This window comes from Paramagnetospirillum magnetotacticum MS-1 (assembly GCF_000829825.1).
In the GTDB taxonomy this organism is placed as follows: Bacteria; Pseudomonadota; Alphaproteobacteria; order Rhodospirillales; family Magnetospirillaceae; genus Phaeospirillum; species Phaeospirillum magnetotacticum.
The window spans coordinates 922,866-938,513 of record NZ_JXSL01000030.1; the positions used below are offsets into that span (position 1 = coordinate 922,866).

17 protein-coding genes are annotated in these 15,648 nt (G+C 63.3%); 4 read left to right on the forward strand and 13 right to left on the reverse strand.

What is annotated here, in order from left to right; all coding sequences use genetic code 11:
• Positions 1-107: 107 nt before the first annotated feature.
• The 9 genes from CCC_RS16830 to CCC_RS16870 all read right to left on the reverse strand — a co-directional run bounded on the left by CCC_RS16830 (position 108) and on the right by CCC_RS16870 (position 7,267).
• Complete coding sequence (locus CCC_RS16830) at positions 108-599, reverse strand: YchJ family protein (RefSeq protein ID WP_041042130.1); 492 nt, start codon at positions 597-599, stop codon at positions 108-110.
• On the reverse strand, positions 600-956 hold the full coding sequence (locus tag CCC_RS16835; RefSeq protein WP_009866216.1) for a hypothetical protein: 357 nt from the start codon (positions 954-956) through the stop codon (positions 600-602). It abuts the gene before it with no gap.
• 106 nt (positions 957-1,062) lie between these two features.
• Complete coding sequence (locus CCC_RS16840; RefSeq protein WP_041042132.1) at positions 1,063-2,007, reverse strand: ParB/RepB/Spo0J family partition protein; 945 nt, start codon at positions 2,005-2,007, stop codon at positions 1,063-1,065.
• A gap of 3 nt (positions 2,008-2,010) precedes the next feature.
• Positions 2,011-2,808 (reverse strand): ParA family protein, encoded by a 798-nt coding sequence (locus CCC_RS16845; RefSeq protein ID WP_041042134.1) that lies wholly within the window; start codon positions 2,806-2,808, stop codon positions 2,011-2,013.
• Positions 2,789-3,406 (reverse strand): 16S rRNA (guanine(527)-N(7))-methyltransferase RsmG, encoded by a 618-nt coding sequence (gene rsmG / locus CCC_RS16850; protein ID WP_041042559.1) that lies wholly within the window; start codon positions 3,404-3,406, stop codon positions 2,789-2,791. The genes CCC_RS16845 and rsmG overlap by 20 nt, the downstream gene beginning before the upstream one ends.
• 46 nt (positions 3,407-3,452) lie before the next feature.
• Complete coding sequence (gene mnmG, locus CCC_RS16855; RefSeq protein WP_041042136.1) at positions 3,453-5,318, reverse strand: tRNA uridine-5-carboxymethylaminomethyl(34) synthesis enzyme MnmG; 1,866 nt, start codon at positions 5,316-5,318, stop codon at positions 3,453-3,455.
• Between the two features lie 17 nt (positions 5,319-5,335).
• Complete coding sequence (mnmE, locus tag CCC_RS16860) at positions 5,336-6,661, reverse strand: tRNA uridine-5-carboxymethylaminomethyl(34) synthesis GTPase MnmE (protein ID WP_041042138.1); 1,326 nt, start codon at positions 6,659-6,661, stop codon at positions 5,336-5,338.
• Positions 6,662-6,671: 10 nt separating this feature from the next.
• Positions 6,672-7,013, reverse strand: coding sequence for a (2Fe-2S) ferredoxin domain-containing protein (locus CCC_RS16865; protein ID WP_041042140.1), 342 nt, complete (start codon positions 7,011-7,013; stop codon positions 6,672-6,674).
• 2 nt (positions 7,014-7,015) lie between these two features.
• Complete coding sequence (locus CCC_RS16870; RefSeq protein ID WP_041042142.1) at positions 7,016-7,267, reverse strand: DUF6489 family protein; 252 nt, start codon at positions 7,265-7,267, stop codon at positions 7,016-7,018.
• An 87-nt stretch (positions 7,268-7,354) separates the two neighbouring features.
• On the opposite strand from CCC_RS16870, the gene CCC_RS16875 reads away from it, so the two are divergent.
• The 4 genes from CCC_RS16875 (at position 7,355) to CCC_RS16890 (ending at position 11,361) form a co-directional block, all read left to right on the forward strand.
• Positions 7,355-9,370: a thioredoxin domain-containing protein gene (locus tag CCC_RS16875; protein ID WP_009869196.1), complete on the forward strand. Its 2,016-nt coding sequence runs from the start codon at positions 7,355-7,357 to the stop codon at positions 9,368-9,370.
• Positions 9,371-9,378: 8 nt separating this feature from the next.
• Positions 9,379-9,831 carry a methylated-DNA--[protein]-cysteine S-methyltransferase gene (locus tag CCC_RS16880; protein WP_009869195.1) on the forward strand — a complete coding sequence of 151 codons (453 nt, stop codon included), beginning with the start codon at positions 9,379-9,381 and terminating at the stop codon, positions 9,829-9,831.
• A 112-nt stretch (positions 9,832-9,943) separates the two neighbouring features.
• A complete protein-coding gene (locus CCC_RS16885) occupies positions 9,944-10,921 on the forward strand; it encodes a quinone oxidoreductase family protein (protein ID WP_009869194.1) in 978 nt (325 codons plus the stop codon).
• A 62-nt stretch (positions 10,922-10,983) separates the two neighbouring features.
• The gene (locus CCC_RS16890) at positions 10,984-11,361 is read left to right on the forward strand and encodes a hypothetical protein (protein WP_041042146.1); all 378 of its coding nucleotides are present in this window, start codon (positions 10,984-10,986) and stop codon (positions 11,359-11,361) included.
• A 117-nt stretch (positions 11,362-11,478) separates the two neighbouring features.
• On the opposite strand, the gene rho is transcribed toward CCC_RS16890, so the two are convergent.
• The 4 genes from rho to hemE all read right to left on the reverse strand — a co-directional run bounded on the left by rho (position 11,479) and on the right by hemE (position 15,438).
• Positions 11,479-12,735, reverse strand: a complete 1,257-nt coding sequence (gene rho, locus CCC_RS16895; protein ID WP_041042148.1) for a transcription termination factor Rho — start codon at positions 12,733-12,735, stop codon at positions 11,479-11,481.
• Positions 12,736-12,944: 209 nt separating this feature from the next.
• Positions 12,945-13,382 (reverse strand): protoporphyrinogen oxidase HemJ, encoded by a 438-nt coding sequence (hemJ, locus tag CCC_RS16900; protein WP_009869191.1) that lies wholly within the window; start codon positions 13,380-13,382, stop codon positions 12,945-12,947.
• On the reverse strand, positions 13,376-14,389 hold the full coding sequence (gene hemH / locus CCC_RS16905; RefSeq protein WP_009869190.1) for a ferrochelatase: 1,014 nt from the start codon (positions 14,387-14,389) through the stop codon (positions 13,376-13,378). Before hemH ends, hemJ begins: the two co-directional genes overlap by 7 nt.
• 8 nt (positions 14,390-14,397) lie before the next feature.
• On the reverse strand, positions 14,398-15,438 hold the full coding sequence (gene hemE, locus CCC_RS16910) for a uroporphyrinogen decarboxylase (RefSeq protein WP_009869189.1): 1,041 nt from the start codon (positions 15,436-15,438) through the stop codon (positions 14,398-14,400).
• Positions 15,439-15,648 lie beyond the last annotated feature (210 nt).

A 15,648-nucleotide genomic window follows, 5' to 3' on the forward strand; every position in this document is an offset into this window, starting at 1 on the left:
TAAATTGGGCGCTTCCTTCTCCAATTCCAGGGGCGAAGGGCGCTTATGATTCAGAGTGAATCGGGGAAAAGGGGCCTGAATCGTTCAGGCCCCATCCGCGGCTCCGTTCAGCCGCCGCAGCACTTCTTGAATTTCTTGCCCGAACCGCAGGGACAGGGATCGTTGCGCCCCGCCTTGACGGCGACGCGGCGCTGTTCCACCGGAGCCCCGCCGATGCGGCCCGCCACGTAGTACCAACGGCCCTCTTCGCGACGGAAGGTGGAGAGTTCGCGATGGGCCTCGTTCTTGTTGTCCATGCGAAAACGGGCGGTGAAGTCCACCGTGCCTTCGTCATCGCCATCCCCGCCGCCGCTGGTGGCGTGAATGGTCAGACCCAGCCACTGGGACGACTTCGCCCATTTTTCCGTCTCTTCGCGATGAAAGTCGCCGCGCTCGTCAGGGGCCAGGGTGTCGTGCAGATAATCGATGGCCGCCACCGTGAAGGCGGCATAGCGCGAGCGCATCAGCGCTTCGGGCGTGGGCGCCACGGCCTTGCCCGAAATGAAGGGTTCGCAGCAGGAATCGTAAGGCTGGCCGGAGCCACAGGGACAAAGGGTCATTCAGAACTCGATCAGGTTGGAGAAGGTGAAGATGCCGACCACGGCGGCAAGATAGAAAGCGCCGCCCACGCCCAGCATGAACAAGATATTGCCCGCGGTGCGCAAGGGATGCATGTGGCGGTCGCGATCGATGCGCTCCAGCGAGCGGCGCTCGTATCCGCCCACGATGGTGACGAAATGCCGCCCACCGAAAAAGGGAAAGGTGATGCGGATATTGATGGGGTGCTTGCGCCAGCTCACCGGTTTGGCGGCATTCCACAGCGCGGCCCGCTGATCGGGCGTGAACGACTCGATCACGTCATCAGGTAAATTGGCCAGCAATGCGTCGAGCGATGCATTCTCTTCGGTATTCGCCATCCTCTATCCCCCGGTCAGGGCACGGATACTTCCAGCCACCCGCCGTTATTGTACAAAGGAGGGCGTGTCCTTCATAGAGGGAGTCTGTTTCCTCCCGAAAGCCCGCTTACACCGTGTCCAGATCCTCGATCGTGCGGTCGGGATTACGCGACAGCCGCGCCAGGATGTCATCCAGCTGCTCCAGCGAGCCATAGGAAATGGTCAGCTCGCCCCCCTTGCCCAGGGAACGGATGCCCACCTTGCAGCCCAATTGCGAGGTGAGGTCGCGTTCCAGGGCCGCGATATCCGGGTCCTTGCCGCCGCCTGCCGGGCGGCCGCCATTGGTGGGCTTGGCCTTGCCCTCGTCATTGACCAGCTTTTCCGTCTGGCGCACGTTGAGCGCGCGCGACACCACGTCGCGGGCCAGACGCAGCGGATCGGCCGCCGTCAGCAAAGCGCGGGCGTGACCGGCGGTCAGCTCGCCCTTTTCCAGCATGACCTTCACCGGATCGGGCAGGGCCAGCAGACGGATCATATTGGCCACATGGGAACGGGACTTGCCCACCGCCTTGGCCAGTTCCTCCTGGGTGTGGGAAAACTCGTCCATCAGGCGGCGATAACCGTCGGCCTCTTCCAAAGGCGACAGGTCCTGGCGCTGAAGGTTCTCGACCAGGGCCACTTCCAGGGCCTCGCGGTCGGAAAGCTCGCGGACGATGACCGGCACTTCGTGCAGCTTGGCGCCCTGGGCCGCCCGCCAGCGCCGCTCGCCGGCGATGATCTCGAAGCGATTGGGATTGTCGGGCAGAGGACGCACCAGCAGCGGCTGGAGGATGCCCTTTTCGCGCACCGATTCCACCAGATCGGCGATGCGGTCCTCGTCGAAGGTACGGCGCGGCTGGAACTTGCCCGGCTGGAGATGTTCCAGCGGCATGATGCGCAGACCCTTGATGGCCGCCTGGCCTTCCGGCCCGGCTGCCGCCGCGCTGGTCACCGCCGCGATGGCCGAAGCCGCATGATCGCCCAGCAAGGCGGACAGTCCGCGCCCCAGGCCCTTCTTCTTTTCTTCAGCCAATTTTTAGGCCCTCAACTGCCGTTCGCGTTTCAGCACTTCCGAGGCCAGATTGATATAGGCCTCGGCCCCCGTGCACTTCATGTCATAGAGCAAGACCGGCTTGCCGTGGCTGGGGGCCTCGGATACCCGGACATTGCGCGGAATCACCGTCTTGTAGACCTTGTCGCCGAAATACTCGCGCACATCGGCGGCCACCTGATCGGACAGGTTATTGCGCTTGTCGAACATGGTGAGGATGATGCCCTGCAATTCCAGACCGGGATTGAAGGCCTGCCGCACCCGCTCGATGGTCTTGATCAGATGGCTGACGCCTTCCAGGGCGAAGAACTCGCACTGCAGCGGCACCATCACCGCATGGGCCGCCACCAGGGCGTTGAGCGTCAGCAGGTTCAGCGAAGGCGGGCAGTCGATCAGCACATAGTCATAGGCGCCCAGGGACCCCACCAGGGATTCCTTGAGGCGATGCTCGCGGCGCTCGAACTCCACCAGCTCGATCTCGGCGCCCGACAGGTCGACGCCCGACGGCACCACGGACAGGCCGGGAATGGAGGTGCTGATCACCGCGTCGGCCAGGGCAGCCTCGCCCAGCATCACATGATAGGAATTGACCTCGCGCGCGCCCCGGTCGATGCCCAGCCCGGTGCTGGCATTGCCCTGGGGGTCGAGATCGATGATCAGCACGGTCTTCTTGGTCGCCGCCATGGCGGTGGCCAGATTGATGGCGGTGGTGGTCTTGCCCACACCGCCCTTCTGGTTGGCGACGGCGATGACGCGGGCGCTGCTACGGCTGGGCTCGGCCACGGGATACCTCACGCAGATGAAGGACAAGACCGCCGGGATCGGACAGGGAGGAAACCCGGCTCGCCGTGATATTCCATTCTTTCGCACTTGCGGTCAATTCGTCTTCCGCCCCCCTACCCTTCAGGAAGAGACATTCTCCCCCCGGCGCGAGGTGGGGAGTGGCCCATCCCAACAACCGATCAAGCGGCGCCAGGGCGCGGGCCGTCACCACATCGGCGGCCAAAGGGGCCAGCTGTTCGATGCGCTTGTTGACCACCGTAACCCGGGTTTCGGCGACCCGCGCCACTTCCCGCAGGAAGGCGCATTTGCGCGAATCGCTCTCCACCAGATGGACATCGGGCGCGCCCATGATGGCCAGGACCAGACCGGGAAAACCGGCCCCGCTGCCCAGATCCACCAGCCGCTTAGCCCTCGGTTTGATCAGAGGAAAGAGCTGGGCGGAATCGAGAAAATGCCGCGACCACAAATCGGGCAGCGTATCGGGACCGACCAGATTGATGCGCGCCTGCCATTTGACCAGCAGATCGGCATAAAGGCGCAGACGGTCCAATGTTTCACGTGAAACACCAGATTTTGTTAGGAACTCTTCCGGGCCCACAATCAGACTCTCCATCCTGTGGTTTGTTTCACGTGAAACACCAAATCTAGGCGGTCCGCTTCACATGCCCCAACAGCGCGGTCACCGCTGCCGGGGTGATGCCGGGAATGCGGGCCGCCGCCGCCAGAGTCTCGGGGCGCACCGTCTTGAACTTCTGCCGCACTTCATTGGACAACGAGCCGATGGCGTCATAGTCCAGATCCATGGGCAGGGCCAGCCCCTCTTCCCGGCGATAGTCGCGGATATCGGCCTCTTGCCGGTCGAGATAGCTGGCATACTTGCCCTCGATCTGCAACTGCTCCGCCACCGCTCCGCTCAGTCCGCCAAGCTCGGGCCAAACATCTGACAAGCGCTTCAGATCAAGGTCGGGATAGGACAGCAAGTCCCAGGCCGAGCGCACCACCCCGTCACGGTTGATCTCCAGCCCATGGCGCCGCAGCATGTCAGGCGAGCCTTTCAGCGATTGCAGCAGCACCCTCCCCCGCTCCAACCCGGCGGCCTTGACCACGAAGGATGCCCAGCGCTCCGAACCCACGCATCCCGCTTCCCGGCCCTTAGGGCTAAGGCGGGTATCGGCATTGTCGGCGCGCAGCAGCAGCCGGTACTCGGCCCGCGAGGTGAACATGCGGTAGGGCTCGGTGGTGCCCAGGCTGACCAGATCGTCGATCATCACGCCGAGATAGGCATCGGCCCGATCCAGGATCAGCGGCGCCGAACCCGCGCATTTGCGCGCCGCGTTGAGTCCGGCCATCAGGCCTTGGCCCCCCGCTTCCTCATAGCCAGTGGTGCCGTTGATCTGGCCTGCCAGGAACAGCCCGCCCACTATCTTGGTCTCCAGGGACCGATTCAGCGCGCGGGGATCCACGAAGTCATATTCGATGGCATAGCCGGGACGGATCACCCGGCAGTGTTCCAGGCCGGGGATGGTGGCGATCATGGCCCGCTGCACATCCTCGGGCAACGAGGTGGAGATGCCGTTGGGATAGACCGTGTCGTCGTCCAGCCCCTCGGGCTCGAGGAAAATCTGGTGGCGCTCGCGGTCGGCGAAGCGCACCACCTTGTCCTCGATGCTGGGGCAATAGCGCGGCCCGGTGCTCTGGATCTGGCCCGAATACATGGGGGCGCGTTCCAGATTGGCGCGGATGATGGCATGGGTTTCGGGCGTGGTGGCGGTGATGCCGCAGGCCACCTGCGGCGTGGTAATGCTGTGCGTCAAATACGAAAACGGCACCGGCGGGTCGTCGCCATCCTGCCGGTCGAGCGACTCCCAGTCGATGGTGCGCCCGTCGAGACGAGCCGGGGTGCCGGTCTTGAGACGGCCCAAGGGAAGCCCCGCCCGTTCCAGCGCCAGGGACAGGCCCAATGAGGGCGCATCCCCCACCCTTCCCGCCGGCCATGTCTTCTCGCCCAGATGGATCAGGCCGCGCAGAAAGGTGCCGGTGGTGATGACCACGGCCCCGCAGGTGAGCGTCGACCCGTCGGCCAGAACCACCCCGGCGACCCGCCCGTCCTCGATCACCAGATCCTCGGCCGAGCCTTCCAGCAATGTCAGAGTCTCGGTCTCGTCCAGCGCGGCCCGCATGGCCAGACGATAGAGCTTGCGGTCGGCCTGGGCCCGCGGCCCCTGCACCGCCGGTCCCTTGCTGCGGTTGAGGATGCGGAACTGAATACCGGCGCGGTCGATGACCCGGCCCATCAGCCCGTCCAGAGCATCGATCTCACGCACCAGCTGACCCTTGGCCAGACCACCGATGGCCGGGTTGCACGACATCTCGCCAATGGTTTCCAGACGCTGGGTAACCAGCACGGTGCGCGCCCCGAAGCGCGCCGCCGCCGCCGCCGCTTCACAGCCAGCATGGCCCGCCCCGATCACCACCACATCGCAAGAGCTTGTCTGTTTCACGTGAAACATACCATATGTTGGGGGACTCATTTTCCGATACAGAACTCGTGGAAGATGACGTCCAGAATTTCATCCACATCGACCCGCCCGGTGATGCGGCCCAAAGAGCGGGCAGCAAGGCGGAGGTCCTCGGCCGCCATCTCCACTCCCATACCAGGGTCGAAGCGGGTCAAGGCAAGCACCGCCTCGGCCACCGCCACCCTATGGCGTTCGCGGGTCAGCACCGGAGCGGCCCCCACGGCAAAGCGGCTCTCCACCATCGCCTGCAGTGCGGCGACCAGATCATCCATACCCTCACCGCCCTTGGCCGACAGGGCCAAAACCGGACGGCCCATGATGGTGTCGGGAATATCCGGCCCCATCAGATCGCGCTTGTTCAGCACCACCAGACTGGCGTCGTCTATCATCTCCCGCGTCGCCGCGTCCAGATTTGGGTAAAGCGCCCCGTCGAAGACACAGAGCCTGAGATCGGCTTGGGCAGCCCTGGCCTCGGCGCGGCGCACCCCTTCGCTCTCGATTTCGCAATGGCTATCGCGCAGCCCGGCGGTGTCGGCCAGGATCACCGGCCAGCCCGCCAGATCCAGATGCACCTCGATCACGTCGCGGGTGGTTCCCGCCTGGGACGAGACGATGGCGGCGTCGCGCCCGGCCAGCCGGTTCAAGAGACTCGACTTACCGGCATTGGGCGCGCCCAGGATGGCCATGTGGATGCCGTCCCTCAGCCGCTCGCCGCTGCGCCTCTCGTCCAGATGGCCGCCCATCTCGGCCCGAAGCGATCGAACTTCGGCCACCGACTGGTCCAGCAAAGTGTCGGGAATATCCTCGTCGGCGAAGTCGATCACCGCTTCCAGATGAGCCATGGCGCGGATGAGGCCAGTGCGCCAGGTCTCCACCAGTCCGGCCAGACCGCCGTCCAGTTGCCGCAAGGCCTGACGCCGCTGGGCAGAGGTCTCGGCATCCACCAGATCGGCGATGGCCTCGGCCCGCGTCAGGTCCAGCTTGCCATTGAGAAAGGCGCGGCGGGAAAACTCGCCGGGTTCGGCCGGACGCAGACCCAGTTCGCCCAGCCTTGCGGTCAGGGCGGCGGCCACCGCGCGGCCTCCATGCAGGTGCAGTTCGGCCACGTCCTCTCCGGTAAAGGAATGGGGCGCGGGAAACCACAGGACCAGACCGTCGTCGATGACCTCGCCAATTCCATCGCGCAGACGGGCCCGGACCGCCTTGCGGGGTTCGGGCAAGAGCTGGCCGGTAAGCGCGGTCAGAGCGGCGGCGCTCCCCTCCCCCGACAGCCGCCACACGGCTACGCCCGACCGACCGGCGGCACTGGCGAGGGCATAGATGGTCTCGGCCATGGAAGGAAGATCAGGCGTCGGGGGCGAGCATCAGGCGATCGACCCGGCCCCCCTTGACGATATGGGTATCAAGAATCTCGTCGATATCGGCAACGCTATGAAAGCTGTACCAGACGCCCTCGGGATAGATCACCATCACCGGACCTTTGCCGCAGCGATCGAGACAGCCCGCGGAATTGATGCGCACATCCTTGAGACCCAGACGTTTTTGCGCATCCTTCATATGCTCGCGCAACGCCTCGGACCCCTTCTGAGCGCAGGAGCCGCGCTTGTTGTCGTCGGGGCGACGGTTGGTGCAGATGAACACATGAACCCGAAAATAATCGGGGGGATCGCTGGGCAGGCGGCTCAAAATCACTTCTCCTTGGGACGGCTGGCGCCCGACGCGAACTGGGACCAGAACATCTTTTGCAAATGCTCCATGCCCTGGACACCGGCAGGCAGCCAGACCTTCAACATGGTTTCCGGCTCCATGGCGTGCAGATTGGCGGCCATCTGGTCCTGAATCTGCTTCATCATGGCTTGCTGCATGGGCTTGACGTCGGGCAGGCCGAGAAAGGTCCGGGCCTCGTCCGGGGTACAGTCCACATCCACGGTAATCTTCATGCTGTCCTCGCCTTGCGCTGAGCCCTTACTCACCCAAACTAAGCTTTAGCCCCGCATGACGCAACGTTCCGCCGAAGGATCAAGGGAATGTCCCACAATCGACTGGCCGCCGAGACCAGCCCCTATCTGCTGCAGCACGCCCATAATCCGGTTCATTGGTGGGCCTGGGGGCCCGAGGCCCTGGCCGCGGCCAAGGCCGCCAACAAGCCGATCCTGCTGTCGGTGGGGTATTCCGCCTGCCATTGGTGCCACGTCATGGCCCATGAGAGTTTCGAAGACGAGGGCATCGCCGGGTTGATGAACGATCTGTTCATCAACATCAAGGTCGACCGCGAGGAACGACCCGATCTGGATGCGCTCTATCAGAACGCCCTGGGCCTGATAGGCCAGCATGGCGGCTGGCCGCTGACCATGTTCCTCACCCCCGACGCCGAGCCCTTCTGGGGCGGCACCTATTTTCCCGCCCAGGCGCGCTATGGCCGGGCCGCCTTCCCCGATGTGCTGGAAGGCATTTCCCATTCCTTCCACAAGGACCCGGACAAGATCGGCCATAACGTGGCGCGCATCAGGGAAAGCCTGGAACAGATGGCGCGCTCGCCCGGACCCCTGAGTTTGGATATGGAAGTGGTCGATCTGGGCGCCGCCCAATGCCTGCGCCTGATCGATTTCGAGGATGGCGGCACGGTGGGCGCGCCCAAATTCCCCCAGCCCGGTCTGTTCCGCTTCCTGTGGCATTCTTACTTGCGCACCGGCAATTCCAGCCTCAAGGACGCGGTCACCGTGACCCTGGACCATATCTGCCAGGGCGGCATCTATGATCATCTGGGTGGCGGCTTCATGCGTTATTCCACCGATGAGACCTGGCTGGTGCCCCATTTCGAGAAGATGCTCTACGACAATGCCCAGCTGGTATCGCTGCTGACCAAGGTGTGGAAGCAGACGGGTTCGCCCCTTTACCGCGCCCGCATCTTCGAGACGGTGGGCTGGCTGCTGCGCGACATGATGGCCGAAGGCGGCGCCTTCGCCGCGGCGCTGGACGCCGACAGCGAGGGCGAGGAAGGCCTGTTCTATACCTGGACCTCGGAGGAACTCTCCGCCCTGCTGGACATCGAGACCGCCACCCGCTTCGGCCATCTCTACGGCGTGCAGGCCCACGGCAATTGGGAGGGGCGCAACATCCTTCACCGCAACCATCCAAGGGGCGGCGGTGACGATCACGATCTGGCCGAAGCCAAAATGGTGCTGCTGGCCGAGCGCGACAAGCGCATCTGGCCGGGCCGCGACGACAAGGTGCTGGCCGATTGGAACGCCATGATGATCACCGCCCTGGCCGAGGCGGCGCTGACCTTCGACCGTCCCGACTGGCTGGCCGCCGCCGAACATGCCTTCCAGGTCATCACCACCCGTATGGTCCGTCCCGACGGCCGCCCTGCCCATTCCCTGTGCCGGGGCCGGGCCGAGACCAATGCCGTCCTCGACGATTATGCCTGGGCAATATTTGCGGCGCTGACCCTGTACGAGACCACCACCGGGCCGGAATATCTGGACCAGGCCATCGCCTGGGCCGAACAGGTTCATGCCCATCATTGGGACGGACAGGGCGGCGGCTATTTCCTCTCGGCCGACGACGCCACCGATGTGGTGATTCGCACCAAGCCCGCCTTCGATTCGGCGGTTCCCAGCGGCAATGGTGTCATGGCCGAGGTTCTGGCCCGGCTATGGCTGGTCACCGGCGAGGAAAGATGGAGGGAAAGAGCCCAGGCGGTGATCGACGCCTTTGGTGCCGCCATGCCGGAACAGATTCCCCATATGACCTCGCTGCTGGACGCCTTCGCCATCCTGGCCGAGCCATTGCAGGTGGTGATCGTCGGCCCCCTGGATGATCCGGGTGGTCTGGCCCTGCTGCGGGCCTTCGCCGCCACCAGCCTGCCTCCCGCCTCCCTGCTGCGGGTGCAAGACGGCAACGCCCTACCCGTGGGGCATCCCGCCCATGGCAAGTCTCTGGTGGATGGATGTGCGGCGGCCTATATTTGCCGAGGCTCCACCTGCCGGGCGCCGGTCACGGATTCGGACCGGCTGATGGCCCAGCTTTGCGAAAAGTAACCATTGCCATGCCGCAGCTTGCCTTCAATTCCCCCATCGGGCCGCTGGCCCTGTTCGAGGCCGATGGCGCCATCGTCGCGCTTGATTGGGGATTCCTGCCCGAAAACGACGAGACGCCTTTGCTGCTCAAAGCCCGCGATCAGCTGGAGGAGTATTTCGACGGCAAGCGCACCAGCTTCGACCTGCCCCTGGCTCCTCACGGTACCGCCTTCCAGCAGAAAGTCTGGGCCGCCCTGGCCAAGATTCCCTTCGGCCAGACCAAAAGCTATGGCGAACTGGCCGAGCAATTGGGCACCGCGCCGCGCGCTCTGGGCGGTGCTTGCGGCCGCAATCCCATTCCGGTGATCATCCCCTGCCACCGTGTGCTGGGCGCCAAGGGAGCCATGGGCGGCTATTCCGGCATCGACGGAATCGAGACCAAGGAATTCCTGCTGCGTCATGAAGGAGTCGCCATTCCATGATTTCCATGGAATGGCTAGGCCCAAAGGGCCGCGCCGCTTATGCGGCGGAAGGCAAGGGCGCTCGCGCCCGCCCGCCGCTTGAGGGACAATTTTCTAAGGGAGTGCTTTCCAAGTGAAGACCAACGCCATCCGCATCCACCAGCCCGGCGGCCCCGAGGTCATGGTCTGGGAAGAGGTCGATCTTGCCGCCCCCGGTGCCGGTCAGGTGCTGCTGCGCCACACCGCCGTGGGGCTCAACTATATCGATGTCTATCACCGCACCGGACTTTATCCCGCCCCCCTGCCTTTCACGCCCGGCCTGGAAGGCGCCGGAATCGTCGAAGCGGTGGGCGATGGCGTGACCGAACTCAAAGCAGGCGACCGGGTGGCCTATGCCAATCCGCCGCTGGGCGCCTATTCAGTATCGCGCCTCATGCCTGCCGACCGGCTGGTCAAGCTTCCCGATCACATTCATGACCGCACTGCCGCCGCCATGATGCTCCAGGGCATGACCGCCCAGTATCTGTTGCGGCGGACCTACCGCGTGCAGCCTGGCGATACCATCCTCATTCACGCCGCCGCTGGCGGTGTCGGACTGCTGGTCTGCCAGTGGGCTAAGCATCTGGGCGCCACCGTGATCGGTACGGTGGGCTCCGAGGAAAAGGCGGCGCTGGCCAAGGCCCATGGCTGCGACCACACCATCCTCTACAAATCCGAGGATTTCGTGGCTCGCGTGAAGGAGATCACCAAGGGCGAAGGCGTGCCGGTGGTCTATGATTCCGTGGGCAAGGACACCTTCCTGAACTCGCTCGACTGCCTGCGCCCACTGGGCATGATGGTGTTGTTCGGCCAAAGCTCGGGCAAGGTCGAGCCTTTCGATACCGGATTGCTGGGCGCCAAGGGCTCGCTGTTTCTCACCCGTCCCAGCCTGATGGCCTATACCGCCAAGCGTTCGGACATGGTCGCCTCGGCCAGTGAATTGTTCGAGGTGGTGGGTAAGGGCGTGGTCAAGGTAGAGATCAACCAGACCTATTCCTTGAAGGACGCTGCCCAGGCCCATCGTGATCTGGAAGCCCGCAAGACCACCGGTTCGACTCTTCTCTTGCCGTAGAGCCTCATCCGAAAGAATATTGGATTCTCGGATCAAGAGCGGACCCGGGTCGGAGGAAGGCTTTGTCCAAGATCGGCAGTGTAATGGTGACGACGGTCAGTCTGGTCTGGATGGCCTGGGCGGGCTGGAACCAGTTCGCCAATCTTCCGGACGGAACGGTGGAAAACCATTCCTCGGATACGGTCAAGGAACGGCTGCGCGATTGCTCGGGTACTTTCAAGCAGCGCTATGAATGCAAGAATCAGGTGGTCATCGATACCGACCGCAATTCCTTCTTCAACATGCTGGGCCGCATCGCCATCGTGGTGGTGCCGCCCATGCTGCTGGCGGGCGGCATCCATCTGTGGCGCCGCCGGTCTTATGACGACAGCCCGTCCGATGATCTGCTGAGCCAAAGCCATCGCCGCCATCACCGGCGCCGGACGTCTGGGCATAATTGAAGATATTGGGGGCCTTCGCCCCCAAACCCCCGCCCGGAGCTTTTGCCCCGGACCCCCTTTTAGATTCAATGGGATAAGGGATGCGCGAAGGGACAAGTCCCTTCGCCTTGATTCCCCTTAGGAATTCATCGCTTCGAAGAAATCGCCGTTGTTCTTCGAGTGCTTCAGCTTGTCCACCAGGAATTCCATGGCATCGACCACGCCCATGGGCATCAGGATGCGGCGCAGTACCCACATCTTGGACAGAATGCCCTTGTCGACCAACAGTTCTTCCTTGCGGGTGCCCGACTTGGTGATGTCGATGGCCGGGAAGGTGCGCTTGTCCGACAGCTTGCGGTCCAGGATGATTTCCGAATTGCCGGTGCCCTTGAACTCTTCGAAGATCACTTCGTCCATGCGCGAGCCGGTATCGATCAGGGCGGTGGCGATGATGGACAGCGAGCCGCCCTCTTCGATATTGCGGGCCGCGCCGAAGAAGCGCTTGGGGCGCTGCAGGGCATTGGCGTCCACGCCGCCGGTCAGCACCTTGCCCGAGGAGGGCACCACGGTGTTGTAGGCGCGCGCCAGACGGGTAATGGAATCCAGCAAGATGACCACGTCGCGCTTATGCTCGACCAGACGCTTGGCCTTCTCCAGCACCATCTCGGTGACCTGGACGTGGCGCGAGGCCGGCTCGTCGAAGGTGGAGCTGATGACTTCGCCCTTCACCGAGCGGGCCATGTCGGTCACTTCCTCGGGCCGCTCGTCGATGAGCAGGACGATCAGATAGACCTCGGGGTGATTGAGAGAAATGGCGTGGGCCATGTTCTGCAGCATCACGGTCTTGCCGGTGCGCGGCGGAGCGACGATCAAAGCGCGCTGGCCTTTGCCGATGGGCGCCACCAGATCGATCACGCGGGTGGTGAGATCCTTGCGGGTGGGGTCCTCGATCTCCAGCTTCAGCTTCTCGTCGGGATAAAGCGGCGTCAGATTGTCGAAGTTGATGCGGTGACGGACCTTTTCCGGGTCTTCGAAATTGATGTTGTTGACCTTGAGCAGGGCGAAATAGCGTTCGCCGTCCTTGGGCGAGCAGATCTGGCCGTCCACCGTGTCGCCGGTGCGCAGGCCGAAGCGCCGCACCTGGCTGGGGCTGACATAGATGTCGTCGGGACCGGGAAGATAATTGGCCTCGGGGCTTCTGAGGAAGCCGAACCCGTCTTGCAGGATCTCCAGCACGCCGTCGCCATAGATGGGCGTATCGTTGTCGGCCAGCTGCTTCAGGATGGCGAACATCATGTCCTGCTTGCGCAACGTGCTGGCGTTTTCCACTTCCAGCTCTTCGGCAAAGGCCAGGAGTTCGGCCGGGGTCTTCTTCTTCAGGTCCTGCAAATGCATGGGAGAGATCCGTACAGATGGATATCCAGCGCTATCGATCGGCTTGAAGGTAGGACGGGTCCGAACTGAAAGTCGGACCGGCTGCCGATCAGGAACGGATGCGAATGATCCGGCGCGGGAGGGGGATGGTGGGAATCGGGCGTATTGGCCGCCGTCGGGAATTTCGCTAGAGCATTAGCCAAAGCCGGGGGCGCTGTCAAACCTCAACTTCAAAACGGCTTCACGATCACCACGATGACCATGACGATCATCAGCAGGGTGGGGACTTCATTGATGACGCGATAGAACTTCTCCGACCGGGTATTGCGATCTCCGGCGAAGTCATCCTTGCACCGCGCCAGAAAAAAGTGAGCGCCAGTCATGGCAACCGCGCCGGTTAGCTTGATGTGGAACCAGCCATGGGAAAACAACCCGCCTTCCACCGCCATGAACAATCCTAAGCCCCAAGCCAGCACCATGGCCGGAGTCATGATGGCCTTGATCAGGCGGCGTTCCATGATCTTGAAGGTTTCCGACGCCTCGGAGCGCGGCTTGACCGTGCAGTGATAAACGAACAGCCGGGGCAGATAGAGCAATCCCGCCATCCACGAGATGATGGCGATGACATGCACCGCCTTGACCCACAGATAGGCCGTTCCGCTCAGCATGCCGAACAACTCCGCCCTAAAAGCTTACAGGCTTGCCCCGTAAAGGCCTGGGGCCGGTGAACCACATCGGCCAGCCCCCGGATGAAGGCGGGATGACAGCCCAGCGCCGGAACCCGGACATAAGCCGGAATGCCCAACTGATCGGCCTTGTGGCGATATTCGATATCCAGTTCCACCAGGGTTTCCGAATGTTCGGAAACGAAGGCCACCGGCACGATCACCACCGGCACCCCATCCCGGGCGGCGCGGTCCAGTTCGTCCTCGGTGCTGGGACCGATCCATTCCTGAGGGCCGACCCGGCTTTGATAGCAGATGGCCCAGTCCAGATCCCCGATACCGGTTTCCCGCGCCACGCTGGATGCGGTCAGTTCGATCTGAGCCTGATAGGGATCACCCTTGTCGATCACCGATTTGGGCAAGCCATGGGCGGAAAACAGGATGCGCGGCTTGCCCGCCGCCCGTGCCTCGTCATATCCCGCCTTGGCCAGATCGGCCATAGCGGCAATCAGGCCCGGCTCGGTGGGATAGCAGCAGGCGAAACGGGTCGGCACGGTCAGGCCCAGCGCCTTGGCCTGCTTGTGCCATTCTTTGAGCGACGAGCCGGTGGTGGTGGTGGAAAACTGCGGATAGAGCGGCAGCAGAATCACTTCATCGGCGCCCCATTCCTTGATGGCAGCCACCGCTTCACGGGTGAAGGGATGCCAGTAGCGCATGGCGATAAAGCATTTGAAACCATGACCCAACACATGTTCCAGGGCGCGGCCCTGGGCCTCGGTCTCGGGAACCAGGGGCGAACGCCCGCCCAACAACTGGTAGATGCCACGCGCCGTGGGCGCCCGCTTGGCCGAAATATAGCGGGCCAAAAACCAGCGGATAGGGGCCGGAACCCCAAGGATGGCCGGATCGGAAAACAGGTTGAACAGGAATGGCTTCACCGCGTCCAGCGAATCGGGCCCGCCCAGATTGAACAGCACGACGGCGGTTTTGGTGGTTCCCGTCTTGCTCATGGTGGAAATTATCCCTTCCAGCCCTTCACCCGCTCGGCCAACCGCGCCACGTTGTCCGGCGGTGTGGGCGGCGTGATGCCATGGCCGAGATTGAAGATGAACGGCCCCTTGGACAGCACCTTCAAGATCCGATCGATACCAGAATCCAGCGCCTCGCCGCCCGCCACCAGCAGCAGCGGATCAAGATTGCCCTGGACCGTGCAGAGCGGCTGCAACTCGGCGGCCGCCCAATCCAGCGGCACCGAGGGGTCGAGCGAAACGCCGCTGACCTTGGTCTCGGTGACATAGCGCTTGTAGAGAATACCGGCCCCACGGGGAAAACCGATCACCGGAATGCCGGGGCGCTCGGCGCGGATGCGCTCCACCAGGGCCCGCGTCGGGCCGATGACCCAGCGCTCGAACATGTCCTCGGGCAGGGCCCCGGCCCAGGTGTCGAAAATCTGGATGGCCTCGGCGCCGTTATCGATCTGGCGGATGAGATAATCCCCGGTGGCCCGGACCAAGAGATCCATCAGGCGGGCGAACAGCTCCGGCTGGCCGAACATCATGGTCTTGGCCTTGGCGAAGTCCTTGGATCCGCTGCCCTCGATCATATAGGTGGCCACCGTCCAGGGCGCACCGGCAAAACCGATCAATGCGGTGGTCTTGGGGATGGCGGCGGACAGTTTCTTGACCGTGTCGTAGACCGGCGCGAGATGATCGTGCAGGCCCGAGATGTCGAGACCACTCAGATCCTCTGCTGAGCGAATGGGCGTCAATACCGGACCTTCGCCTTCCTTGAAGGCAACATGCTGCCGCAACGCGTCGGGAACCACCAGAATGTCGGAAAACAAGATGGCAGCGTCGAAGCCATAGCGCCGGAGAGGCTGCAGGGTGACTTCACAGGCCAGATCGGAATTGTAGCACAGATCGAGGAAGCTTCCCGCTTCGGCGCGGGTGGCGCGGTATTCGGGCAGATAGCGTCCGGCCTGGCGCATCAGCCAGAAGGGCGGGGGAGTGAGAGTCTCGCCGGCGAGGGCGCGGAGGAAAGGCTTGGACGGGCTGGACACGGATGTTGCCTCGCAGGCTGGGGATGGCTCTCTCTTACAGACTTTAAGGTTTAGAGAAAAGGTTGCTGTGGTTAGAGGGTGCCTGTGGAAAACGGGGATTGGAGGTTTTGGCGAAATCCTCCACAGGCTTGTCCGGACCTTCGCGTCTCGGACACCCGCTTGTGGATGATCGGGACGGAACCGGGTCAGAGCGTTGTTTTTTCACGCCTT

Coding starts and splice junctions, on each gene's coding strand:
- CCC_RS16830 (WP_041042130.1), bottom strand. CDS start 599: ATGACCCTTTGTCCCTGTGGCTCCGGCCAGCCTTACGATTCCTGCTGC.
- CCC_RS16835 (WP_009866216.1), bottom strand. CDS start 956: ATGGCGAATACCGAAGAGAATGCATCGCTCGACGCATTGCTGGCCAAT.
- mnmG (WP_041042136.1), bottom strand. CDS start 5,318: ATGTTTCACGTGAAACAGACAAGCTCTTGCGATGTGGTGGTGATCGGG.
- mnmE (WP_041042138.1), bottom strand. CDS start 6,661: ATGGCCGAGACCATCTATGCCCTCGCCAGTGCCGCCGGTCGGTCGGGC.
- CCC_RS16870 (WP_041042142.1), bottom strand. CDS start 7,267: ATGAAGATTACCGTGGATGTGGACTGTACCCCGGACGAGGCCCGGACC.
- CCC_RS16875 (WP_009869196.1), top strand. CDS start 7,355: ATGTCCCACAATCGACTGGCCGCCGAGACCAGCCCCTATCTGCTGCAG.
- CCC_RS16880 (WP_009869195.1), top strand. CDS start 9,379: ATGCCGCAGCTTGCCTTCAATTCCCCCATCGGGCCGCTGGCCCTGTTC.
- rho (WP_041042148.1), bottom strand. CDS start 12,735: ATGCATTTGCAGGACCTGAAGAAGAAGACCCCGGCCGAACTCCTGGCC.
- hemJ (WP_009869191.1), bottom strand. CDS start 13,382: ATGCTGAGCGGAACGGCCTATCTGTGGGTCAAGGCGGTGCATGTCATC.
- hemH (WP_009869190.1), bottom strand. CDS start 14,389: ATGAGCAAGACGGGAACCACCAAAACCGCCGTCGTGCTGTTCAATCTG.